A 26756-nucleotide genomic window follows, 5' to 3' on the forward strand; every position below is an offset into this window, starting at 1 on the left:
TCCCCTTTTTTTTTAAATGAAATTTAAGGTTCAAGTTGAAAATTTATTAAGTAAGTCTTTGGAAGAAAACCCAAGGCTTTTTCTTATTGAACTAAACTTCACTAATGATAATAAAATTAAAATAGTATTAGATGGTGATGATTCGGTTTCACTCAAAGATTGTATTAAAGTCAGTAGGGCTATAGAGCACAATCTAGATAGAGATGTTATAGACTTTGGGCTTGAAGTAAGCTCAGTTGCTGCCAATGAACCATTAATAAAGAGAAGACAGTATTTGAAAAACATTGGCAGAAAACTATCTATAAAAGATGTCACAGACACGAAACACGAAGGTATTTTGAAATCTGTCAATGAAAGTGAGATTTTGATTGAATGGAAAGAACGTCAACCAAAAAAAATTGGTAAAGGAAAAGAAACAGTAGTAAAAGATAAAACTTTGAGTTTTTCAGAGATAGCTCAATCAAATGTGATTTTAAAATTTTAAAGTAAACAGAATGGAAAATTTAGCATTAATAGACTCGTTTTCAGATTTTAAAGATGAAAAATTAATTGACAGAGTAACCCTTATGGTTATTCTTGAAGAAGTATTTCGCAATACTTTGAAGAGAAAATATGGATCAGATGAAAACTTTGATATAATAATTAATCCTGATAAAGGAGATTTAGAAATATGGAGAAATAGAGTTGTTGTTAAAGATGGAGAGGTAGAAGATTCAAATCAAGAAATTGAACTTACTGAAGCTCAAAAAATTGAAATTGATTTTGAGGTTGGAGAAGATGTTTCTGAAGAAGTTAAGCTTATTAATTTGGGAAGAAGAACAATTCAAACTTTGCGACAAAACTTAATTTCTAAAATATTTGAACATGACAGTACAAATGTTTTTAATCACTTTAAAGACAGGGTTGGGGATCTTTATACAGCTGAAGTTCATCATGTTAGAAGTCGTGAAGTTATTCTTCTGGATGATGATGGAAATGAAATTATCCTTCCAAAAGACCGTCAAATTCCAAATGATTTTTTCAGAAAAGGAGATAATATAAGAGGGGTAATAGATTCTGTTGAGCTTCGAGGTAATAAGCCAAGAATAATTCTTTCTCGAACGTCTCCTATGTTTTTAGAAAAATTATTTGAACAAGAAATACCTGAAGTTTTCGATGGCTTGATTACAATCAAAAAAGCTGTTCGTATTCCAGGTGAAAAAGCTAAAGTAGCTGTAGATTCTTATGATGACAGAATAGATCCTGTTGGAGCATGTGTTGGCATGAAAGGTTCAAGAATTCATGGTATTGTTAGAGAACTTGGTAATGAAAATATAGACGTTATTAATTACACGAATAATTTGCAACTTTTCATAACTCGTTCATTAAGTCCAGCCAAGATAAACTCTTTAAAAATAGATGAAGAATCTAAACGAGTTCAAGTTTTTTTAAACCCTGAAGAAGTTTCAAAAGCCATTGGTAAAGGAGGGTTTAATATTAGATTAGCTGGAAAACTCACTGGATATGAAATAGATGTATATAGAGAAGGTATGGAGGAAGACGTAGAGCTAAAAGAATTTACTGATGAGATAGAAAGCTGGGTGATTGAAGAATTTAAAAAAGCAGGTCTGGATACTGCTAAAAGTATCCTTGAATTATCTCAAGTAGATTTATTAAAAAGAACCGATTTAGAAGAGGAGACTATTAATGAAGTACTTAAAATTTTAAAAGAAGAATTTGAAGAATAATATTAGATAATAAACGCTATTATTTTTTTTTAACTTTGACAAGCAAATAAATCTATGGCTGAAAAAGCAAGCATTCGATTAAATAAAGTTCTGAGGGAGCTAAACATTTCCCTAGACAGAGCTGTTGAACATTTATCTTCTAAAGATATTCAGATTGAAGCACGTCCAACAACTAAAATTTCTAATGAGACTTATCAAAGTCTATTGGATGAGTTTGAGACTGATAAATCTAAAAAAGACGCTTCGGCTGAAATTACTGAAGAAAAAAGAAAAGAAAAAGAGCAGCAAAGATTAGTTCAAGAAAGAAAAGAAAAAGAAAGGTTAGAGCTTGAAATAAAAAATCAAGAGATAATCAAAGCAAAAAAAGTTGAGCTAGAAAAACCTAAAACAGTTGGTAAAATTGACTTGAAAGATCAAAAAGTTAAAAAATCTTTAAATCCAGGTTTACAGTCTAAAGACAAAACTAAAATTAATAAACCATCAATTTCACAACCCAAAATAAATAATGTTTCAGGGTTAGATAAAAATAAAGAATCTAAAATCAAAGAAGAGGTTTTAAAATCAGTTAAACCAATTCCTGACATTAATAATGACAAAAAAAAGGATCAGGATGTTGTAACAGAAGAGGCTCAGCTCAATAAAAAAATAGAAACTCAATACCGAAAATTAAGTGGTCCCAAAAAAACAGGTCAAACCATTAATTTAGATAAAGTAAATCAAAAAGAAAAAAATGTTGAGGATGCTAGAAAAAAGAAGCGAAAAAGAATAAGTAAAGAATCTCCATCTCCAACAAATAAAAATCAAACTTCCAACTCAGGTAAAAGATTTCAAAAAAACAATCGTCAGCCTCAAGTTGCTAAAGTTGAGCCAACAGAAGAAGAAGTTCAAAAACAGATTAGAGAAACTCTTGCTAAGCTCCAAGGAAGATCAAATAAATCTAAGGGAGCAAAATATAGAAGAGATAAACGTTCTCAGCATCGTGAAAAATCTGAAGATGAAATAGCTCAGCTTGAAGCTGAAAGTAAAACAATTAAGGTTACTGAATTTATAACAGTTGGAGACGTTGCTACATTGATGGAGCTCAGTTCAACTGATATTATTTCTGCCTGTATGTCTCTAGGAATAATGGTGACTATGAATCAAAGATTAGATGCGGAAACTTTAAGTATAGTTGCTGATGAATTCGGATATAAAGTAGAATTTGTTAAAACAGATTTAGAAGAAAATCTTGAAGAAGAAGAAGAAGAGTTAGAAGAGAATCTTTCACCAAGAGCTCCTATTGTAACTGTTATGGGGCATGTTGATCATGGAAAAACATCTTTATTAGACTATATACGTGAAGAAAACGTCATAGCTGGAGAATCTGGAGGAATAACTCAACACATTGGAGCTTATTCAGTTGAGCTCAAGGATGGTCAAAAAATCACTTTTTTAGACACACCAGGTCACGAAGCTTTTACTGCTATGCGAGCCAGGGGAGCTCAGATAACTGACATTGCTGTAATAGTAATTGCTGCAGACGACGACATTATGCCTCAGACCAAGGAGGCAATAAGTCACGCTCAAGCAGCATCTGTTCCTATAGTTTTTGCTATTAATAAAATTGATAAAGAAAATTCAAATCCAGATAAAATTAAAGAAGCGTTAGCTGGAATGAATTTGATGGTCGAAGATTGGGGAGGAAAAGTTCAATCACAAGATGTGTCTGCTTTAAAAGGAACAGGAGTTTCTGAATTGTTAGAAAAGGTTCTTCTTGAGGCTGAATTACTTGAGCTCAAAGCAAATAAGAATCGTCGCTCTAAAGGAGCGGTTGTTGAAGCTTTTTTAGATAAAGGAAGAGGGTATGTTTCTACTGTTCTTGTACAAAATGGAACTTTAAATATAGGAGATTATATTCTAGCGGGTAAACAAAGTGGTAAAGTTAAAGCTATGTTCAATGAAAGAGGGAATGATTTAACTAGCGCCTTGCCTTCAACCCCTGTTTCAATTTTAGGTCTTGATGGAGCTCCTCAAGCAGGAGACAGTTTTACTGTCTTAGAAGATGAGCGGGAAGCAAAACAAATTGCTGCCAAAAGAACTCAATTGTTAAGAGAGCAAAACGTTCGTACCCAAAGACATATAACTCTTGATGAAATTGGACGACGTATAGCTCTTGGAGATTTCAAAGAGTTGAATATGATTTTGAAGGGAGATGTTGATGGTTCAGTTGAAGCTTTAACGGATTCTTTACAAAAATTATCTACTGAAGAAATACAGGTTAATATTATACACAAAGGAGTTGGAGCTATTACTGAGTCGGATGTTTTGCTTGCTTCTGCTTCTGACGCTATCGTTATAGGGTTTAATGTTAGACCCATGGGTAACGCTAGAGTGATTGCAGATAAAGAAGAGATTGATATTCGTTCATATTCTATCATCTATGACGCGATAAACGATGTTAAGGATGCGATGGAAGGGATGCTGTCTCCTGAAATGAGAGAAGAAATTTTAGGAAATGCTGAGGTTAGAGAAACCTTTAAAATATCAAAAATTGGAACAATTGCAGGCTGCATGGTTACCTCTGGAAAAATTCTTAAAAAATCTGGAGTTCGTATAATAAGAGAGGGAGTTGTTGTTCATGTTGGAGAGTTAACTTCACTAAAAAGATTTAAAGAGGATGTCAAAGAAGTTGCAAAAGGATATGATTGTGGACTTCAAATAAAAGGCTATAATGACATTAAAACAGAAGATGTGATTGAGTTCTACCAAGAAGTAGCAGTTAAAAAGAAACTATAAAGGTTTTTTTGGTTCGATTAGGAAAGCTGCAGGATATACTTTTTTTATCAACTTCAAAAGATCGATGGCTTTCCTATAGTCTCTAAAGGGGCCCATTTGAACTTTATAGTTTGGAGTCTCAAAAGAAAGATTTGTCATTTCCTCTGGAAATTTTAAAAGTATACTTTTTTTAATTTCCAATGATTTTTCATATTCTCCATTAAATAGTTGAATATTGTAAAACTGAGTAGCGTAAATATCTTTATTTATTTTTGTTTTTAATGATATCAATTTTGAAATCAAGCTATCTTGTTCAACTTTAAAAAAACTTTCTTGAGACCAAGAAAAAAAGTAAGTCATTGATAATAAAACTGTTAATAATAAAGATTTCATTTTTTTTGAGTGTTTAGCAAATGAACGAAAAAATGATTTTCATCGCAAGAAAAATATATAAATCATCTATATAATTTAGAATCAATATAAATTATATATTTGGTATTATAAACCTCCAAAAACCTTTTAGCAAAAGGTCTAACTGCCTTACTTTTGCACAAGATTTTGAACTATATTTTGCAAAAAACGTATCATACATTCTTTGTGTCAAAGTTAAGCCTAATTACCTTGGCTTTACCTCTAAAAGCTTCTATACTTGTTTTTGCGATGTTTTCGCAGTTTCTATTTGCTCAGGAACCCGATCCTGTTTTAGGAAAAAAACTTTTTAACTCCAATTGTGCTGCCTGTCATAAAGTAAACAAAAAGGCAGTTGGGCCTGCTTTAAGAGGTGCTTCCACAAAATATGAAAAAGAGTGGCTCTATAGTTGGATTAAAAATAGTTCAGCTATGATAAAATCTGGTGATGATCAGGCTGTAGCAATCTGGGAAGAATATAATAAAAGTGCAATGACTGCATTTCCTCAGCTTAGCACAGATGACATAGATAATATAATTGCATATACTGATTACATCCCTCCCGCACCAGCAGTAGTTGCAAGCGATTCGAATCAAACTACAAATTCAAATTTAAGTTCGGGCATAGCAAATGAAATCATTCTTGGAGCTTTAGGTTTTGTTTTTATAATGTTAATATTTATGCTAATCTCAGTTCGTCGAACTTTACTAAGAATAGCTATAGCTAGTGGTGTTGATATAACCCCTCCATCTAAACCCAAACGAGTTCCAATTTGGAAAGCATTTGCGCAAAATCAATTTATTGTTTTTGTAAGCGTGATTCTGCTTTTATTGAGTAGTGCTTATTATGCTTATGGGTTTTTAATGCAAGTCGGAGTTGATCAGGGATATATGCCAGTTCAGCCAATTCATTATTCTCATAAAATCCACGCAGGAGTTAATCAAATTGAATGTAAATACTGTCACTCATCCGCTAGAGTATCCAAACATTCTGGTATTCCATCATTAAATGTTTGTATGAATTGCCATCAAAATATTGCTGAATATAATGGAGAAGAAGATCTTGATAATGGATATACAAAAGAGTTCTACACAAAAGAAATTAAAAAACTTTATGCAGCTGTAGGTTGGGATGAAGAAAATCAAGTTTATACAGGAAACACTGAGCCAGTAAAATGGGTTAGAATTCATAATTTACCAGACTTCGTATACTTCAATCATGCACAGCATGTCATGGTAGGTGAGGTGAAATGTCAAACATGTCATGGTCCTGTCGAAGAAATGGAAATAATGTATCAATATTCACCATTGACAATGGGGTGGTGTATAAATTGTCACAGAAAAACAAATGTTAAAGTTGAGAATAATGAGTATTACACAAAAATTCATGAAGAATTATCAAAAAAATATGGAGTTGAAAAACTCACTGTTGCTCAAATGGGAGGTTTAGAATGTGGAAAATGTCATTATTAAACAAAGAAATATAAATTCAGCTTATGGCTACAAATAAAACTTATTGGAAAAGCATTGATCAACTTGATCAAGATAATTCAATAGTTGCAAAACTTGAGCAAAATGAATTTCCTGAAAAACTTCCTCAAGATTTTAAAAAGGATGACTCAAAAATTGAGGATAGTTCATCTTCAAGACGTGATTTCTTAAAATATATCGGATTTTCAACTGCAGCTGCTACTGTTGCTGCTTGTGAAGGTCCAGTCATAAAATCTGTGCCATACGTTGTTCAGCCTGAGCAAATTATACCGGGAGTTGCTAATTTTTACGCAACAGCAATAGCCGATGGATATGATTTTGCTTCAGTATTAGTTAAGACAAGAGAAGGAAGACCAATTAAAATTGAAAGCAACCCAGATTCACCAATTTTAGGTAGTGCAAATGCAAGAGTTCATGCTTCAGTTTTATCGATGTATGATTCCCTTCGTCTTAAGAGTCCAAAATTTAATCAATCTGACATTAAGTGGGGCAGTTTTATGCTTCAGTTTAAAGAAAAGTTAAGATTATTTAATAGCAGTAAAAAACCTTTAGTTTTGTTAACCCAAACTTTTGCTAGTCCAACAACTCAGGAGCTAATAAACAAATTAATAGCTAAGTATTCAAACATTAAGCATGTAGTTTATGACACCATATCTGAATCTTACGCATTGGATGCTTATGAAAATATTTATGGAACAAGAGGCCTTGCGGATTATGATTTTTCAAAAGCAGATACAATTATTTCTATAGATGCAGATATTCTTGGAGATTGGCAGGGAGGTGGTTATGATGTTGAATATTCAAATGGAAGAATTCCAAAAAAGAATAATGGTAAGTTTAAAATGTCATACCATATGCAGTTTGAATCTAACATGAGTCTTTCTGGGGCAAATGCAGATAAGAGAATTCCTGTTACTCCTGTAAGTCTTAAAAATATTCTAGCTTTTATTTATGGTAAACTAAGCAATCAACCAGTTAATTGCAAATTAGAGCCAAATGATAAAAAAGCTGCATTATTAGCTATTAAAAAAATTAAGAAGTCCGGGCATAAAGCAGTATTAGTTTCTGGTATTCAAGAAACTAATGCTCAAGAATTAGTTTTGGCAATCAACTCTTTAATTAAAAGTGACGCATTTGACATCACTCACCCAAAACTTATTCGTCAAGGAAATTCAAGTGAGGTTAATCAGCTAGTAAAAGACTTGATCAAAGGTGATATTTCGGGCTTAATTACTGTTGGTGTTAATCCTGTATACAACTTATCTGAGGGAGTCAAATTAGGAGAGGCAATAAAAAAATTAGATTTTTCAGCTGTTTTTTCTTTAAAAATGGACGAAACAGCATCAGTTTCTCAATTCGTAGGAGCATTACCACACTATCTTGAATCATGGGGTGATTATGAGTTTAAAACAGATCAATTTCTTTTGGCTCAACCAACGATTCATCCATTATTTGATACTCGACAATTTCAAAGTGTTTTAATCGATATATTAGATTTAGAAGAGGACTACTATTCCTTTATAAAAAAGTATTGGACAGACAATATTTTATCGGGTACTTCATTCAGTAAAACTCTACATGACGGATATTTTACAAAATCCCGTTCAACTAAAAGTGCAGAGATGGTTAACTTTCAAGACATGATTAATAAGGCAAATTTTTTATGTGTCGACAAAGAAAAGGGGATGTCATTAATTTTGTATTCTAAAACAGGAATGGGTGACGGGCAGCAAGCCAATAATCCTTGGCTTCAAGAATTTCCTGACCCAATTACTAGAGTTTCTTGGGACAATTATTTAACTGTATCAAAATCAGATGCAGAATTAATTGGACTCAAGAACATTAATGTTGCAAACGGAGCTCTTAATGGAAGTTATGCAACTATTACTATGGGAGACACAAAACTTACTACTCCTGTGTTAGTCCAGCCAGGACAAGCTAAAGGAACTGTTGGTTTAGCATTTGGCTATGGGAAAAAAATAGGCCTCAAAAATGAAATGCAAAGTGGTGTTAATGCTTATCTGCTTTACCAAAATCAAAATAAAGTTCAGCAGGTTTCAATTTCTCCAGCAGAAGGATACCATGAGTTTGCATGTGTTCAGCTACACAACACTCTAATGGGCAGAGGAGATATTGTTAAAGAAACTACTCTTGAGATTTTTAATACTAAAGACAAAGAATATTGGAACCCTGTACCTAGAGTTTCCAAAAATCATATTGAAACTAAAATTACATCTCCTGAAGTTGACATGTGGCAAGGTTTTGATAGGTCTATAGGCCACCATTTCAACTTATCAATAGATTTAAATTCATGTACAGGTTGTGGAGCATGCGTTATTGCATGTCATGCTGAGAATAATGTACCAGTTGTAGGAAAAGTTGAAGTCAGAAGATCTCGAGATATGCACTGGCTAAGAATAGATCGATATTATTCCTCGGAAGAATCGTTTGATTCTGATAATGATACCAAAGAAAATATTTCTGGACTAGGCGCGTTATCAACTTTTAAAGGAATGGAAAATGCCTCTGAAAACCCTCAGGTAGTTTTTCAACCGGTTATGTGTCAGCATTGTAATCATGCCCCTTGTGAAACAGTGTGCCCTGTTGCAGCTACATCTCACGGGAGGCAAGGCCAAAACCACATGGCTTACAATAGATGCATAGGGACAAGATACTGCGCAAATAATTGCCCGTATAAGGTGAGAAGGTTTAATTGGTTTTTATATAATAAAAATGATGAGTTTGATTATCATATGAATAATGATTTAGGTCGTATGGTTTTAAATCCTGATGTTGTTGTTAGATCAAGAGGGGTTATGGAAAAATGCTCTTTCTGTATTCAAAAAACTCAAAAAACAATTTTAGATGCCAAATTGGAAGGGCGTGAAGTTAAAGACGGAGAATTTCAAACAGCATGTTCAAAAGCCTGCGGAAATGGATCAATGGTTTTTGGAGACATAAATGATAAAGAAAGTGAAATTTCCAAATTAAAAGAAAATGAAAGAATGTATCACTTGCTTGAGAGTGTGGGTACTAAGCCAAACGTTATGTACCAAACTAAAGTAAGAAATATAGATAAAACATAATTTTAGAAAAAAGAAAAAATATATGTCATCTCATTATGAAGCGCCAATAAGAAAACCTCTAGTACTTGGAGATAAGTCTTATCATGATGTTACCATAGATATTGCCTCTACTGTTGAAGGTAAGGCTAATAGATTGTGGTGGATTGTTTTTGGTATTTCATTATCAGCACTTGCATGGGGAGTTGGTTGTATAATTTATACTATTTCAACTGGAATAGGTGTTTGGGGACTTAATAAAACTGTTGGCTGGGCATGGGATATTACAAATTTTGTTTGGTGGGTTGGAATAGGCCATGCAGGAACTTTGATTTCAGCAGTTCTACTATTGTTTAGACAAAAATGGAGAATGGCCATAAATCGCTCAGCTGAAGCAATGACTATTTTTTCTGTAATTCAAGCAGGATTATTTCCAATAATTCATATGGGCAGACCATGGTTAGCCTATTGGACATTACCTATTCCTAATCAGTTTGGATCACTTTGGGTAAATTTTAATTCACCATTATTATGGGATGTTTTTGCAATCTCAACATACTTATCAGTTTCTTTAGTTTTTTGGTGGACAGGTCTTTTACCTGATTTTGCTATGATTCGTGATAGAGCTACGCGCCCATTTCAGAAAAAAATATATTCATTATTAAGTTTTGGTTGGTCAGGCAGAGCTAAAGATTGGCAGCGATTTGAAGAAGTCTCTCTTGTATTAGCAGGTCTAGCAACTCCACTTGTTTTATCCGTTCATACGATAGTTTCTTTTGACTTTGCTACTTCGGTCATTCCGGGTTGGCACACAACAATTTTTCCACCTTATTTTGTAGCAGGAGCTGTATTTTCAGGATTTGCTATGGTTAATACTTTATTAATAATAATGAGGAAAGTTTCTAACCTTGAAGATTATATTACCATTCAGCATATTGAATTAATGAATATTGTAATAATGATTACTGGTTCAATTGTTGGTGTTGCTTATATAACTGAATTATTTATAGCATGGTATTCAGGGGTTGAATATGAGCAGTATGCATTTTTAAATAGAGCTACTGGCCCATACTGGTGGGCATATTGGTCTATGATGACCTGTAATGTTTTTTCACCTCAGTTCATGTGGTTTAAAAAATTAAGAACAAGTATAATGTTTTCGTTTATTATATCAATTGTGGTTAATATTGGAATGTGGTTTGAGAGATTTGTGATCATTGTAACATCTTTACATAGAGACTATTTACCATCCTCATGGACAATGTTTTCTCCAACTTTTGTAGATATTGGAATATTTATAGGAACAATTGGTTTTTTCTTTGTTTTATTTCTATTGTATGCAAGAACTTTTCCAGTAATTGCTCAAGCAGAGGTGAAATCAATTTTAAAATCATCTGGTGAAAATTATAAAAAAATAAGAGAAGCTAATGGGTAACGAGGTTTTACATGTTTTATATGACGATGATGACGTGCTAATGAAAGCAGTTAAGGATATTCGTGAAAAAAAACATCATATAGAAGAAGTATATACTCCTTTTCCTGTTCATGGACTTGATAAAGCATTAGGTCTTGAAGGAACTAAGCTTGCAATAACTGCATTTATATATGGATTTATAGGCCTTATTGTTTCAATAGTTATGATGAATTATATTATGATTCAAGATTGGCCGCAGGATATTGGAGGTAAGCCGAGTTTTTCTTATTTACAAAATATGCCAGCCTTTGTTCCAATTATGTTTGAGTTAACGGTTTACTTTGCGGCGCATTTAATGGTTGTTACCTTTTATATGAGGAGTAAATTATGGCCATTTAAAAAAGCAGAAAATCCAAATCCACTGACTACTGATGATAAATTTTTAATTGAGATATTGATCGATAATAATAAGAAAGATCTTATTAATTTTGTTAAAACAACTGGTGCAATTGAAGTTAAAGTAATTCAAAAAAAAGCATAGCATGAAAAAAATATTTCTTGTTTTGATTTTTGGAATCATGATTTTTTTAGAATCATGTTCACATCCTTCTAAACCAAACTACCAGTATTTCCCTAATATGTATGAGCCTATTGGTTATGAAACTTACGCTGAAAGTGAAGCTTTTTTTAATGGTATAGAAGCTCAGGTCCCTGTTAAAAACACTATCGCTAGAGGATGGGACCCATATGATTTCCCTAACACAAATGAGGGTTATGAAATGGCAAAGATTAATTTAAAATCTCCAATCGAAATAGATGAAGAAAATTTATTTAATGGAAAAGAATTATATGGTATATATTGTGCGGTATGTCACGGAAAAAAGGGGGATGGTCAAGGAATTTTAATGACTCGTGAAAAGTTTTTGGGAATACCAAGCTATAAAGATCGTGAAATTACACCTGGAAGTATTTATCATGTTTTAATGTATGGTAAAAACGCAATGGGCTCTCATGCAGGACAGGTAAATGCAAAAGAAAGATGGCAAATAGCTCAACATGTTATGATGTTAAGATCAAATTTGATTAAAAAATAATAGAAAAAGTGAATTATATTTTTACAAAAAATATTAGAAATACTTCATTAACCCTAATTATAATTGGGGCTTTAGGTCTTGCTTACGGTTTTTTATCCACTCCTTCATCAGTTTCCGAGGCTCAAGACATGGTTTCAGTTTCAGACCACAAAGAAGGCCATGAATCACCTTCTTCTGACGATCATGACCAAGATGTTATAGAAACTCATCAGGATGATCACGCTATAAAAACTTCTGGGCACAACAGTGAGGGTAGTACAGAAATTCATCAGGAGGATACCACCTCACTAACTTCCCAACATAATGATAAAGTTGACTCACAAGAACACGAGGTTGATCATGGCGAGCACTTACTTCATCAACTTCAAAATAGACCATGGGCTGCTTTATATGTGGCGGCTTTATTCTTTTTTATGATTCCCTTGGGAGTTTTAGCATTTTATGCTATAAATAGAGCAGCTCAAGCAGGGTGGTCAATTGTTTTATTCAGAGTTATGGAAGGTATTACAGGGTACTTATTACCTGGGAGTATTACTATTTTTATAATATTAGTCCTTTCAGTTATGCATTTAAATCATTTGTTTATATGGATGGACCCTGAAGTTGTTGCCCATGACGAATTAATTCAAGGAAAATCAGCATATCTTAACACCACATGGTTCTTAGTCAGAGCTTTATTTTACATGTTTGGATGGAATATTTATAGATATATTTCTCGTAAAATTTCTATATCTCAAGACAAAGGAGATTACCTTAAAAATCACAAGAAAAATTTTCGTTTAGCTGCAGGTTTTTTAGTTTTTTATATTTATTCAGAATCTATGATGTCATGGGATTGGATCATGTCTATAGACCCTCATTGGTTTAGTACATTATTTGGCTGGTATGTTTTTGCAAGCATGTTTGTAACTGGCATAACCGTAATTGCATTGGTAACTATTTATCTTAAAGCTGAAGGACATCTAGATTTTGTTAATGCTAGCCATATTCATAATCTGGGATTATTCATGTTTGGAGGCTCAGTATTTTGGGCCTATTTATGGTTCTCTCAATTTATGTTGATTTGGTATTCAAATATTCCAGAAGAGGTTACCTATTTTATAACAAGAATAGAAGACTATAATTTGCCATTTTTCGGCATGTTAGCAATGAACCTTGTCTTTCCATTTTTAGTTTTGATGAATAGGGACTATAAAAGAAATAATTTTTTGATTGTAATGGCAGGAATTATTATTGTGCTAGGGCATTATATTGATGTTTATAATATGATTATGCCCTCAGCAGTTGGAGATCAGTGGTATTTTGGTATTCCAGAGATTGGTGGTTTTATGTTCTTCATGGGACTGTTTATACTATTCACCTTTAAATCATTAGAAAAAGCACCTTTGCTTGCTTCAGGAGACCCATTTTTAGGCGAGAGCAAACATTTTCATTATTAAATAAGTAATAGATAGGATGACTATATTTTTAACATTAATACTACTTATACTTGTTACTGTATCAATTTGGCAGGTGACAAAAATTTTGGAACTTTCTCAGCCAAAAGTTCAGTCTAGTCAAATTGCAGACGACAGTGACAACCAAACTCAAGGAAAATTAATGTTTGCTTTTTTAATTTTTGTATATGGTTTAACTATATTTTCTTTTTGGATGTGGGGAGATGTTCTCCTGCCAAATGCTGCTTCTGAACACGGATCAGAGTATGATAATTTAATGTGGGCAACTTTTTCTGTAATCTTTTTTGTCCAAACTATAACTCAGGCTTTACTTCATTATTTCAGCTATAAGTATAGAGGAGAAAAAAGTAGAAAAGCATTTTTTTATGCCGACAATGATGTGCTTGAAGCAATATGGACTATCATACCCACAATTGTTTTAGCTGTATTGATATTGTTTGGATTATATACTTGGAATGATGTTATGTTTGTTGAAGAAAATGAAGACGCCCTAATGGTTGAGCTTTACGCCCAACAATTTAACTGGAAGGCCAGGTATGGAGGGGAAGACAATGTGTTGGGTGATGCTAATGTGAGATTTCTTCAAGATTTTGACGGAAAAAATCTCGTAGGAATTGATGCTACAGATCCAAATGGGCTTGATGATATAATTGTTCAAGAGTTACATTTGCCAGTAGGTAAAGAAATAATATTTAAAATGCGATCACAGGATGTTCTTCACTCAGCATATATGCCACATTTTAGGGCACAAATGAATTGTGTTCCTGGAATGATTACTGAATTTGCTTTTACTCCAATAAGGACAACTGAGCAAATGAGAATGGATCCTGACATTATCTCTAAGGTTAGAAAAATAAATGAAATTAGAAAAGTTAATAGTGTAGAATTAATTGCAAATGGAGAGGAAGCTTTGGAGCCATATATCTTTGATTATCTTTTACTTTGTAATAAAGTATGTGGAGCTTCACACTATAATATGCAGATGAAAATTATAGTGGAAACAGAACAAGAATTTAATAAATGGATAAAAAATCAACAGACTTTTGCTCAATTTGTACAATAAATTTATATAGAAATGTCAACAGGATCAATAAACGCTAAAGAAGAAGAACACGCTCATCACCATAAAGAAACCTTTATCACTAAGTACGTTTTCAGCCAGGATCATAAAATGATTGCTAAGCAATATTTAATAACAGGTTTGTTTATGGGTTTTATTGGAATAGCAATGTCTTTATTATTCCGTCTTCAATTGGCTTGGCCTGAAAAACCTTTTGGAATTTTTGAAATTTTACTAGGTAAATGGGCTCCGGATGGCGTAATGGATCCAAACGTTTATCTAGCATTGGTTACGATTCATGGAACAATAATGGTATTTTTTGTTTTGACAGCAGGCCTAAGTGGAACCTTTTCTAACCTTCTTATACCTCTTCAAATAGGAGCAAGAGATATGGCTTCGGGATTTTTAAATATGGTATCATTTTGGTTATTTTTTGTCTCTTGCACCTTGATGCTTTCTTCTTTATTTGTTGAAGCAGGTCCTGCAGCAGCAGGTTGGACTGTTTATCCACCTTTATCTGCCCTACCTCAAGCTCAGCCGGGTTCTGGAACTGGAATGACACTATGGTTAGTGTCAATGGCTATTTTTATTGCATCTTCCCTTCTAGGATCTTTAAACTATGTTGTAACCGTTATTAATCTTAGAACTAAAGGAATGACTATGACTCGTTTACCATTAACGATATGGGCCTTTTTTGTTACTGCTATAATAGGGATAGTTTCATTTCCAGTATTACTTTCAGCAGCACTTCTTTTAATTATGGATAGAAGTTTTGGTACATCTTTTTTTCTTTCAGATATATTTATTCAAGGCGAAGTACTTCACTATCAGGGAGGTTCACCAGTTTTATATGAGCACCTTTTTTGGTTTTTAGGGCACCCTGAAGTTTACATAGTTCTATTACCAGCGCTTGGAATAACTTCTGAAGTTTTAGCTACAAATGCTCGTAAGCCAATCTTTGGTTATAGAGCTATGATTGCCTCTATTCTCGCAATTGCATTTTTGTCTACAATAGTATGGGGTCATCATATGTTCATTTCTGGAATGAATCCATTTTTAGGGTCTGTATTTACATTTACAACACTTTTAATAGCCATACCTTCAGCTGTTAAAGCATTTAATTATATAACAACACTTTGGAAAGGAAATTTACAATTAAACCCAGCTATGCTTTTTTCAATTGGATTAGTATCTACTTTTATTTCAGGTGGATTGACTGGTATAATACTTGGAGATAGCACATTAGATATAAATGTTCATGACACTTATTTTGTAGTAGCTCACTTTCATTTAGTAATGGGTATTTCGGCTCTTTATGGTCTTTTTGCGGGAGTTTATCATTGGTTCCCAAAAATGTTTGGGCGTATGATGAATAAAAATTTAGGATATATTCATTTTTGGGTTACTGCTATTTGTGCTTATGGTGTCTTTTTTCCAATGCATTTTATCGGAATGGCAGGACTTCCTAGGAGGTATTACACTAATACGAATTTTCCATATTTTGATGATTTAGCAAATATAAATGTTGTTATAACTGTTTTTGCTCTTATTGCTGGAGCCGCACAAATTGTTTTTCTTTATAATTTTATTCATAGTATGTTTTATGGTAAAGAAACAGAACAAAACCCATGGCAATCAAATACTTTAGAGTGGACTGCTCCAATAGAACATTTTCATGGTAATTGGCATGGAAAAATTCCACATGTTCACAGATGGGCATATGATTATTCTAAACCTGGCCACGATGAAGATTTTATTCCCCAAAACATACCATTAAAAGAAGGAGAAGAAGAACTTCAGCATTAATTTTTTTTTGCTTGTTGTTCAGATTGTACTTGGCTAGTGAAAATTGATATCTTTGTTTAATGAATGAAAGTTTAGACCCGACAAATGAACAATTTAACCCCGAAGAACAAGATTTCGATAGAGCATTAAGGCCGTTAAGTTTTGATGATTTTGTCGGACAAGAATCTATTTTAAAAAACCTTAGAATATTTGTTGCGGCTTCAAATGAAAGAGGTGATGCTTTAGATCACACATTGTTTCACGGCCCACCTGGTCTAGGTAAAACCACACTGGCGTATATATTAGCTAATGAACTAAATGCAGGTGTAAAAACAACTTCTGGGCCAGTATTAGATAAGCCGGGTGATTTAGCAGGACTTCTAACAAACCTTCAGCCAAGAGACATACTTTTTATTGATGAAATACATCGCTTAAGTTCTGTTGTAGAGGAGTACTTGTACTCAGCAATGGAGGATTATAAAATTGACATTATGATTGAATCTGGTCCAAATGCAAGGACTGTTCAAATTAATTTAAATCCATTTACTTTGGTTGGTGCCACGACTCGTTCAGGTCTTTTAACTTCTCCAATGAGGGCACGATTTGGTATTAGTAGCAGACTTGAATATTATTCAACAGAGCTTATTTCTACAATTATTGAAAGAAGTGCTGAAATTTTAAAAGTTGAAATTGATCAAAAAGCTGCTATTGAAATTGCTGGACGCAGTAGAGGTACCCCAAGAATAGCAAACGGTCTGCTAAGAAGAGTCAGAGATTTTGCTCAAATAAAAGGAGATGGAAACATTGATATTAAGATCACGAAATTTGCTTTGAAGTCTCTTAATGTTGATGATTATGGTCTAGACCAAATGGACAATAAAATTTTAACTACACTAATAGATAACTTTAAGGGAGGTCCAGTAGGAATTTCAACTTTGGCAACTGCAGTAGCTGAAAATGGTGAAACTATAGAAGAAGTTTACGAACCCTTTTTAATTCAACAAGGATTCATAATAAGAACTCCTAGGGGAAGAGAAGTTACAGAAAAGGCTTACAGGCATTTGGGAAGAATTAAAAATAATCAAGAAGGATTATTTTAGTGAAGAGGATTCTCTAATTATTAGATTTGTTTTAAATATTTTTTTTTCATATTTAAATTTAATTTTTTTCTTTTTTGAATTAACTTCTTTTAAAAATAATTCAAAACACTTGTTGCCCATTAAAACTCCAGGCTGATTTACAGTAGATAAAGAGGGGGTTAGCTTGTCGGTTAAGAGCCAGTTGCTAAAGCCAACAACTTTAATATCGTCAGGTACAAGTAAATTATGTTTTTTGAGGCTTTCAAGGGCTCCTATTGCTGTATAATCAGACATTGAAAATATACCATCAAAATCAATTTTTTTTGAAATAAAATCATTCATTAATCTAAACCCCTCCTTGTCGGTCATTTTATTAGATGTTATAACTTTTTTTGGATCAAAAATAAGGTTGTAATCCTCCAATGCGTTTTTATAGCCCAAAAATCTATCAATAGAAACTTGAGGAAGTAATGGACCTCTAAAATGGACTATATTTCTACATCCATTTTTAATTAAATGTTCAGTAGCTAAATACCCTGAATTCCTATCATCTACTACCACTTTTGATGATTCAAGGATTTTAGAAATTTTATCATATTGGATTAAGACTACTCCAGCTTTTTTAACAGCTTCAAGATGTTTTAGGTCGTAGGTGTCTTGAGCTAACGAAATAAAAACTCCATCAACATTTTGTTTTAATAATTTTTCTATTAATTTTTTTTCAAGATCATAGGATTCATTTGATTTTAAAACAATGATCAGGTAGCCTTTTTTTTCAGCAGAATCTAGAATTCCTTTTACAACATTAACAAAAAAAGGATGACTAATATGAGGTATAACAACTCCAATAATTTTAGATTCTCTAGTTCTAAGAAATGCTGCTTGAGTATTTGGACTAAAATTTAAAGATTTAGCAAGATCTACCACTTTTTTTTTAGTATTTGCACTAACATCAGAATATCCATTTAAAGCTTTAGAGACTGTAGATGGAGCAATATTTAATTCTTTAGCAATATATTTTAGAGTTATTTTTTTCATAACACACTTAAACTTTTACAATATCTCAAATTTTTAAACAATAATTTATTAAATTCACAATTCGAAATCGATTTCGTTACAAATATAATTATATGTATTGAAATGTGAAATAAATGTTAAAGAATTAATGTAATATTGTTGTAGTCGATTTTTAAATTGTTGTTTATAATCTATAAAATATTGCTTAAAAATTAATTAAACTAGATTAACTTGTTTTTTACAATTATATTCATAAGCTTTAACAACTTAACAAAATCAAACCAATTAACTTAAACACGAAAGAATGAAAAACAATTTCAAGACTTCAATACTTTCACTTTTTACTTTTTTATTAAGTGTGGGTATGTATGCTCAAACAGTCAACGGTACTGTTGCGAGTGAAGATGGTCCGCTGCCAGGAGCAACGGTTCAAGTAAAAGGTACTGACAATGGAACGAGTACAGATTTTGATGGTAATTACTCTATCGAAGCATCATCTGGTGATGTATTAATCGTTTCGTTTGTTGGATTTGCAACAGTAGAAGTAACCGTTGGAAATCAAGACCAAATTAACGTTACTTTAGAGATGGACTCAGAGCTAGAGGAAATTATTGTAACAGGTTACCGATCTCAAGCGAGAGGAAGTATAACCGGTTCTGTCGCAACGGTTGAAGTTGCTGATGCAATAAAAGTACCTGTTACAAACGCCGCTGAGATACTCCAAGGAAGAGTAGCTGGTGTCACTGTTGTTAATAACGGTCAACCAGGAGGTGCGCCAATTGTGCGTATTAGAGGTTATGGTACTCCAAACAATAATGACCCTTTATTTGTTATAGATGGTGTACAAACTACTGATGCATTTGTTTTAAACAGTATAAATCCAAACGACATTAAGGACATTAGTGTCCTTAAAGATGGAGCTGCTGCAATATACGGAGCTAGAGCATCAAATGGTGTAATTCTTATATCCACTAAAACTGGAAAAGGCACTAAAGGAACTAAACTTTCTGTTGATTTATCTTATGGTATCCAGTCAGCAGCTAATCTTCCTACTTTATTAACCGCTCAACAGCATGGAGACATGCTTTGGCAAAGTTATGCTAATGACGGGACACCTCCAAGTCATATTCAGTATGGAAGTGGTTCGACACCAGTTGTTCCTAACACTATTCAAGGAAACACTAAAGGTAAAACTTTGAATGTTAATCCTAACGGAACAGATTGGTTTGATGCGATTTTTGATCCAGCACCCGTTTCAAATATTAATGTATCTTTATCAAACGGTTCTGAAGATGGAAATGTCTACTTTTCAATTAATCATTTAAAGAGAGATGGTATTATAATAGAGTCTGGATTTGAAAGATTTGGAATTAGACTTAATTCTGATTTCAATGTTACTGATAACCTAAGAATAGGTCAGACATTAAATGTTAGTACTGAAAAAGAAAGAAGTCATGGTTCGTATACTCAAGAAGCAATGAGAATGTCTCCATTAATTCCTTTAACTGCAACTGATGGTACATATGGAGGAATTTATGTAACATCTAACAATTTAGGTAATGCAACAAGCCCATTTGCTACTCATAATAGAGCAGCTGACGATTATGGTAAATCAACTAGAATTATTGGGAGCGTTTATGCTGAAATAGATATTACTGATAATTTAAGTGCTAGAACTTCAATTAATGGTTCAACAAGAACATTCATGAATAGAGTTTTTGATGATTATACTCCAGAAGGTGAAACTAATTCAGGAGGAGCCTTACATGAACAGGTGTTTAATCAATATGAATGGAACTGGTCGACTACGGTTAACTGGAATAAAACAATTGGAGATCATGCCGTTGATGCATTATTAGGATATGAGGCTGTAAAAAATTATGGTAAGGGTCATCAAATGACTAGAAATCAATTCTTATTTGACACTACTTCTTTTGTTCTTTTATCTACTGGAACAGGAACTCCTAACGTTGATTATGCTTATGAAAACTGGAACACTTTAGTAGGTTCTTTCGTTAATGCTAGTTATTCTTACAAGCGTAAATACCTATTTACTGGGAGTGTACGGACTGATAAAACTTCTAGATTTTCAAAAGATCAACAAGATGACTTATTTCCATCAGCAAGTTTAGGATGGGTTATTGACAAAGAAAGTTTTTTTAACAGTAGTTTGATAAACTCTTTAAAATTAAGAGTGTCTTATGGTGAAATAGGTAACCAAAGTTTACCTGCTGCTAATCCTGATGTTAATATTTCTGCTTTAAGTGAAGGTTCAGCGTTTTATTCATTTACAGGTGAAAGAGGTAATGTTACTACTGGTGCTGCTCTTACTAGTGTAGGAAATCCTAATTTAACATGGGAAACAGCTGTTTCAAGAAATATAGGTTTAGATTTCTCTATGATGGATTCTAAATTAGCAGGTAGTATAGATTTATTCAAAAACTCTACTACGGATCTAATCGTTAGAGATAACTCTGTAATTAGTACTACCGCAATTGATGCAGGTGCTCCTTTTGTAAATAAAGGTGAAGTAGAAAATACTGGAGTAGATCTTCAATTAAATTATGGTAGTGAAACTAGTTCTGGGTTAAAATATAATTTTGACTTTAACGTTAGTTCATACAAAAATGAGGTAGTCTCGTTAGTTAATGACACACCTGCTTTTGGATCTAACTATAGAGAAGGTGCTATGACAAGAACAGCTGTTGGCTATCCAATCTCTCACTTTTATGGAAAACCTCACGATGGTTTAGATAGTAATGGACGACTTAACTTTACTGATTCAAATGGAGATGGTATTGTTAATGACTCTGACAGAACTATCATTGGTAATCCTCATCCAGATTTTACTTTTGGTTTTAATACTAATTTGGCTTATGGTAATTGGGACATGTCAGTATTCTTTAATGGTTCTCAAGGTAATGACGTTTACAATTGGGCTAAGATATTTAGTGAATTTCCAACATTTGTTCATGGAGGAAGAACTGATGCAGTTCTTAATTCTTGGACACCTCAAAACACAAATACTGGTCAACCTGCATTATCAATGGGGGTTAAAAACGGAGAAACTGCTCCTAACTCATTTTTTGTTGAAGACGGGTCATTTATTAGGCTAAAATCTTTACAATTGGGATACAATTTCTCTTCGGCGGATTTATCCTCTAGAGGACTTGGCTCGGTCGATAGTATGAGAGTTTATGTTTCTGCAACCAATTTATTTACCATAACAGATTATACTGGTATGGATCCTGAGATTGCAGCCTCAGACGCATTAACTCTTGGTGTTGATGGTGGGACTTATCCCGCCGCAAGAATTGTTTCAATTGGACTTAATTTAAATTTTTAAAAAATGAAAAAAATATATTTAATTTTAATAGCCTTAATAGGTATAATGATTAGTTGCTCGGAAGAGTTTACTGATGTTGATCCAATTGGATCTTTGAGTGATACTCAGTTGGCAAACCCAACAGGTATTGATTTATTATTGACTGGAGCATATTCTGTTTTAGATGCTGGTAGAAATGGTGGAATTGGAAATGGATGGGGCCGTAGTGCTGATAACTGGGTAGCAGATGTTGCTTCTGATGATGCTCATAAAGGAAGTACTGATGGTGACCAACCTGATCTATACGAGTTAGAGTTATTTAACTGGCAAACTGGTAATGGCTATTTTATGGCTCGCTGGGAAGTTTTGTATGCAGGAGTTAATCGTGCAAATGCAGTTATTAACCTAATCGCAAATAGTGAAGACCCTTCAGCTTTTGTTGTTGAAAATGCTCAAGCTAGATTTTTAAGAGGTCATTATAATTTTGAATTGAAGAAGCTTTTTGGAAGTGTTCCTAATATAACAGAAGAAAATGCTAAAAACCTTGATTATAACGTGGCTAATGCAGGAGAAACACTTCTTACTTGGGCAGATATTGAGGCTGATTTTAGTCATGCAATGGGTAACCTCCCGTCTGTTAGAACAGCAGCATATTCTCAAGCTGGAAGACCTCTTTCTTCTACAGCACAGGCATTCTTAGGAAAAGCTCAGTTATTTCAAAGTAAGTGGGGTGAAGCTTCAGCTAATCTTGAAGCTGTAATAAGTACAGGTATCTATGGTCTACACCCAAGTATAGTCGACAACTTTAGATCAGAGACTGAAAATGGACAAGAAGCTATGTTTGCTATACAATATTCAGCTGATGATGGCCAAGGTTTTCAAGGTAATGCTACAGGTGCATTAAATTATCCTGCTGCATTTGGATGGTGTTGTGGTTTTTATCAACCAACTCAAGATTTAGTTGATGCATATCAGACCGAAAATGGTTTACCTATGGTAGATACTTTTCAAGCAAGTAGTGCTTTGAATCATGATTATAACATTGACTCGGATGCTGCTTTTACAGTTCCATCTGCTAATGTTGATCCTCGTCTAGACTTTACAGTCGGAAGAAGAGGTGTTGATTATAATGGTTATGGACTGCACGCTGGTAAGTCTTGGATTCGTGCTAACTTTTCTGATATTTCTGGACCATATCTTCCTAAGAAAAATATTTTTCAAGCAAGTGACGCAAATAACTTTATGCAAGGAGGTTGGGGTCAAAACCTGTCTGGAATTAATTATCACATAATGCGTTATGCTGATGTTCTTCTTATGGCAGCTGAAGCAGCTGTTGAAAGTGGTAATCTTGAAAGAGGTAGAACTCTTGTTAATCAAGTTAGAAATAGAGCTAAAACTATGTCTTGGATAGCTGATACAAATGCTGATATAGAATTGTATAATGCTGCTTGGTCTTCTGCGACTGATGCTCGTAAAGCAGTTCGTTTTGAAAGAAGATTAGAATTGGCAATGGAAGGTCATCGTTACTTTGATCTAGTAAGATGGGGTAATATGTCTTCTCATATGGCTGCTTATATAGCTAACGAGTCTGAAACAATTACAACGTTTGGCAAAGGTCAAAGTTTCCAAGATAAGCATACATATTATCCAATTCCATTAAGTGCAATTGATTTAAGTGGTGGCAAATTAGTTCAAAACCCAGGACACTAATTTATACGGGTTAATTTAAGTTTAAATTCTTAAAAATAGTAAAAGCTCTTATATAAGAGCTTTTACTATTTTTATATAGTATTTTTTTACTTTCACTTGTTTTATATTAAATTTTTTTAATGTCTAGAATAAACATACTTGTAATATTGTTTTTTATTTTTTCCTGTCATAAAAAATCAGGAATGGTTTTAATTTCTGAATCTCATTCTAATATTTTATTCAATAACGAGGTTATTGAATCCGACAGTTTAAATATTTTAAACTTTGAATATATGTATAATGGTGGAGGGGTTGCAATTGCAGATTTTAATAGGGATGGAAAGGAAGACATTTATTTTACAGGAAATGTAGTTAAAAATCAACTTTATTTAAATCAAGGAAATTTTATTTTTAAAGATGTATCCTCTATTTCAAAAGCTGACTGTTCAAGTGCTTGGAGTATGGGGGTTTCTGTTATTGATATTAATAATGATCAATGGCCCGATATGTACATTTCAGTTTCTGGTAAAGGACCTGCGAAAAATAGAAAAAACATACTTTTAGTTAATCAAGGAGTAAATAATGATAGTATTCCAGTTTTTATAAATAAGGCGAGTGAATATGGATTAGATTATGAAGGATACACTATTAATAGTTATTTTTTTGATTACGATCATGATGGAGATAATGATGTTTATTTAATCAACAATTTCTTCACAAATAGAGGCGATGTGTTGAGTAAAAGAAACACATCTAAAAATATGATCACAGATAATATAAATGTGTTATACGAGAATATTAACGGGAATTTCTTCAAAGACGTGACAGTTTCTTCAGGAGTTTTAAATGATGGATATTCACTTTCAGCTAATATTTTTGATATAAATGATGATGGTTGGCAAGATATTTTTGTATCGAATGACTTTGCAACTAGTAGCTCCGCTTTTATTAATCAGAAAGATGGCACCTTTAAAGAAGACATAATATCCTATTTTAAGCATCAAAGTTTTAGCTCAATGGGTGTTGATGTGGCAGACTTTGATAATAACGGAACGGACGATTTAATCACTCTTGATATGCTTCCGAGAACACTTAGCAGAACAAAGAAAATGTTTTCCAAAAGCAATTTTCTTTTCTATGATTTATTAGAATTATATAAAGAAAAACCTCAGTACATGAGAAATTGTTTATATGTAAATGACTTTAGTGATTTTAATGAAATTAGTCAACTAAGCAAAGTACATAATACCGACTGGAGCTGGTCTCCTATTTTTGCAGATTTCGATAACGATGGAAGAAAAGACCTTTATGTAACAAATGGTTTTCCTAGAGACTTGACTGATATGGACTTCATTAATTATAGAGGAAGTTATGAAAGTATATTAGCAACAACTAAAGGCTTTCTTGATCTTATTCCTAGAGTAAAGATTCCTAATGTTATGTTTTTAAATTCAGGAAATTACGACTTTAAAGAAACTACTGAATTGTGGGGTATGGAAATACCATCATATTCATATGGGCAAGCAACAGGAGACCTTGATAACGATGGAGATCTTGACATAGTTGTAAATAATTTAAATGATAATGCATTTCTTTATAAGAATGAATTGAATGAAACCCCATCTTATTTATCAATATTGATAAAAGGGCCAAAGAATAACATTCAATCTTTACATACCGAAGTAACTATTCACTATGATTCTCTTATCCAAAAGGGAAAAATTAATCCTCATAGAGGTTATTTATCAAGTATCAGTCCTAAAATTCATTTTGGTCTCAATGGGATTCAAAATATAGATTCAATGATTATTAAATGGGATTCTAAAGAATATTCTATTATTAAAAATGTAGAAATAAATCAGGAATTAAACTTAGATTATGCGTCATTAAAAAAACTACCTACATCTAGTTTATTTGTTAAGCAAAATGCTTTTTTAGAGTTATCAAGGGATACATTACTTGAATTTATTCATAAAGAAAATAAAAGTTATGATTTCTTCAATTATGAATTACAACAGCGGGTTTATACTAATGAAGGACCAGCAAGTATTGTAGGGGATTTGAATGGAGATTCTCTTCAAGATATTATTGTTGGTGGAGCAATGGGACAAAAAGGAGAAATATTTTTTCAAACTATAGATGGATTTGTTAGAAAAGAATTATCTATTGACTCAAAAGATAAAGAGTTAACGGCTCTTGGTTTATTTGATATTGATCAAGATCAAGATTTAGACCTTTATTTAGGATACGGACATAATGGAACTTCAGATTCTTTATCACTAATGGATGTAGTTGCAATTAATGATGGAACTGGAAATTTTAAGACCAGTAATTTGCTTCCATTATTTTTTGAGGTTACATCTAAAGTTGTTCCATTTGATTTTGATAATGATCAAGATATTGATTTGTTAATTACAGCTAGAGTAATACCTAATAATTATCCGGAATCACCAATAACACATTTATTAGAAAACAAACAAGGTAAATTTTATGATGTAACTGAAAGTCTTTTGCCAGAAAAAGGGCGCTTGGGAATGATTACCGATGCTGAAGTTATTGATTTAAATAATGATCAAAAAAAAGATATAATTTTAAGCGGCGAATGGATGGGAATAGATGTTTTGATTAAAAATCAAAACAGTTATAAGTATGACGATTCATATTTTCCTAAAAACAATAATGGATTGTGGAATAGCCTGGAAATAAATGATTTAGATAAGGATGGTGATTTAGATTTAATAGCTGGAAATCATGGAAAAAATACGCCATATAATATTTCAGATGAAAAACCTTTATTAATGAAATATGGAGATTTTAACGGTAATGGAAGACCTGAACCATTAGTTTTTCATTATTGTGAAGGAGATTATTTCCCAATTCACCTAAGAAATAATTTTTTAAATCAAATCCCAAAAAAGAAAAGTGATTTCAAAAACTACGAGTTGTATTCAAAAGCGTCAATGAGTCAGATTCTTAGTGAAGAGGAGCAATCAATTGCTAAAACTTTAAAAATTTTTAATTACAATTCTACTATATTTGAAAACAAAGATGGCAGTTTTATTGCTCATGAACTTCCAATAGAAGTTCAGTTTTCTCCTGTTTTTGATTCTAAAGTAGCCGACATGAATGATGATGGAATTAAAGAAATCTATTTTGTTGGGAATGATAATGCCCATGAAGTTTTTACTGGTCCAAGAAATTCTTTTCAAGGTGTAGTAATAAGTTTTGATAAAGATTTTAAATTTAAAGTTATACCTAAAAAAACTAGTGGATTTGATGTTCCTTTTTATGGACGCACTATTGAGTTAATAAAAATAAATAACAAAAACTCAATTTTTGTTACTCAAAATAACAATAAATCATTACATTTTATTTCGAAAAATTGATAAAACTC

At 32.8% G+C, this 26756-nt stretch carries 17 protein-coding genes; 15 read left to right on the forward strand and 2 right to left on the reverse strand.

The annotated features are described in order from the left end of the window. Positions 1–16 precede the first annotated feature (16 nt). Genes rimP through infB form a run of 3 tightly spaced genes read left to right on the forward strand, consistent with a single transcriptional unit; the run spans position 17 to position 4502 of the window. Positions 17–484, forward strand: coding sequence for a ribosome assembly cofactor RimP (gene rimP / locus AC34EU_RS02350; protein WP_487533433.1), 468 nt, complete (start codon positions 17–19; stop codon positions 482–484). A gap of 10 nt (positions 485–494) precedes the next feature. Further along, complete coding sequence (nusA, locus tag AC34EU_RS02355; protein ID WP_487533434.1) at positions 495–1727, forward strand: transcription termination factor NusA; 1233 nt, start codon at positions 495–497, stop codon at positions 1725–1727. A gap of 54 nt (positions 1728–1781) precedes the next feature. Further along, positions 1782–4502, forward strand: a complete 2721-nt coding sequence (infB, locus tag AC34EU_RS02360; RefSeq protein WP_489666630.1) for a translation initiation factor IF-2 — start codon at positions 1782–1784, stop codon at positions 4500–4502. On the opposite strand, the gene AC34EU_RS02365 is transcribed toward infB, so the two are convergent. Further along, entirely contained in the window at positions 4497–4874 is a 378-nt protein-coding gene (locus AC34EU_RS02365) for an SPOR domain-containing protein (RefSeq protein ID WP_487533437.1), read from the reverse strand. The genes infB and AC34EU_RS02365 overlap by 6 nt on opposite strands. 177 nt (positions 4875–5051) lie before the next feature. Between AC34EU_RS02365 and AC34EU_RS02370 the strand changes: the two genes are divergently transcribed. Genes AC34EU_RS02370 through ruvB form a run of 9 tightly spaced genes read left to right on the forward strand, consistent with a single transcriptional unit; the run spans position 5052 to position 17352 of the window. Next, positions 5052–6362 (forward strand): c-type cytochrome, encoded by a 1311-nt coding sequence (locus tag AC34EU_RS02370; RefSeq protein WP_487533439.1) that lies wholly within the window; start codon positions 5052–5054, stop codon positions 6360–6362. 23 nt (positions 6363–6385) lie between these two features. Further along, positions 6386–9466: a TAT-variant-translocated molybdopterin oxidoreductase gene (locus AC34EU_RS02375; RefSeq protein ID WP_487533440.1), complete on the forward strand. Its 3081-nt coding sequence runs from the start codon at positions 6386–6388 to the stop codon at positions 9464–9466. Between the two features lie 22 nt (positions 9467–9488). After that, positions 9489–10877 carry an NrfD/PsrC family molybdoenzyme membrane anchor subunit gene (gene nrfD, locus AC34EU_RS02380; protein ID WP_487533441.1) on the forward strand — a complete coding sequence of 463 codons (1389 nt, stop codon included), beginning with the start codon at positions 9489–9491 and terminating at the stop codon, positions 10875–10877. Further along, positions 10870–11397 carry a DUF3341 domain-containing protein gene (locus AC34EU_RS02385; RefSeq protein WP_487533443.1) on the forward strand — a complete coding sequence of 176 codons (528 nt, stop codon included), beginning with the start codon at positions 10870–10872 and terminating at the stop codon, positions 11395–11397. Before nrfD ends, AC34EU_RS02385 begins: the two co-directional genes overlap by 8 nt. Before the next feature lies 1 nt (position 11398). Continuing rightward, a complete protein-coding gene (locus AC34EU_RS02390; protein ID WP_487533445.1) occupies positions 11399–11950 on the forward strand; it encodes a c-type cytochrome in 552 nt (183 codons plus the stop codon). An 8-nt stretch (positions 11951–11958) separates the two neighbouring features. Beyond that, entirely contained in the window at positions 11959–13389 is a 1431-nt protein-coding gene (locus AC34EU_RS02395) for a quinol:cytochrome C oxidoreductase (protein WP_487533446.1), read from the forward strand. A gap of 16 nt (positions 13390–13405) precedes the next feature. Further along, positions 13406–14470 (forward strand): cytochrome c oxidase subunit II, encoded by a 1065-nt coding sequence (locus AC34EU_RS02400; RefSeq protein WP_489696021.1) that lies wholly within the window; start codon positions 13406–13408, stop codon positions 14468–14470. Between the two features lie 12 nt (positions 14471–14482). Continuing rightward, on the forward strand, positions 14483–16273 hold the full coding sequence (locus AC34EU_RS02405; RefSeq protein WP_487533448.1) for a cytochrome c oxidase subunit I: 1791 nt from the start codon (positions 14483–14485) through the stop codon (positions 16271–16273). Between the two features lie 59 nt (positions 16274–16332). Beyond that, positions 16333–17352: a Holliday junction branch migration DNA helicase RuvB gene (gene ruvB, locus AC34EU_RS02410; protein ID WP_487533449.1), complete on the forward strand. Its 1020-nt coding sequence runs from the start codon at positions 16333–16335 to the stop codon at positions 17350–17352. Here ruvB and AC34EU_RS02415 read toward each other — a convergent pair. Next, the gene (locus AC34EU_RS02415; RefSeq protein WP_487533450.1) at positions 17344–18369 is read right to left on the reverse strand and encodes a LacI family DNA-binding transcriptional regulator; all 1026 of its coding nucleotides are present in this window, start codon (positions 18367–18369) and stop codon (positions 17344–17346) included. The two genes, ruvB and AC34EU_RS02415, sit on opposite strands and share 9 nt — an antisense overlap. A 283-nt stretch (positions 18370–18652) precedes the next feature. Between AC34EU_RS02415 and AC34EU_RS02420 the strand changes: the two genes are divergently transcribed. The 3 genes from AC34EU_RS02420 (at position 18653) to AC34EU_RS02430 (ending at position 26748) form a co-directional block, all read left to right on the forward strand. Continuing rightward, positions 18653–21694, forward strand: coding sequence for a SusC/RagA family TonB-linked outer membrane protein (locus AC34EU_RS02420; RefSeq protein ID WP_487533451.1), 3042 nt, complete (start codon positions 18653–18655; stop codon positions 21692–21694). A gap of 3 nt (positions 21695–21697) precedes the next feature. Next, complete coding sequence (locus AC34EU_RS02425) at positions 21698–23383, forward strand: RagB/SusD family nutrient uptake outer membrane protein (protein WP_487533452.1); 1686 nt, start codon at positions 21698–21700, stop codon at positions 23381–23383. 119 nt (positions 23384–23502) lie between these two features. Further along, on the forward strand, positions 23503–26748 hold the full coding sequence (locus AC34EU_RS02430; protein WP_487533453.1) for a VCBS repeat-containing protein: 3246 nt from the start codon (positions 23503–23505) through the stop codon (positions 26746–26748). Positions 26749–26756 lie beyond the last annotated feature (8 nt).

This window comes from Candidatus Marivariicella framensis, assembly GCF_982709265.1.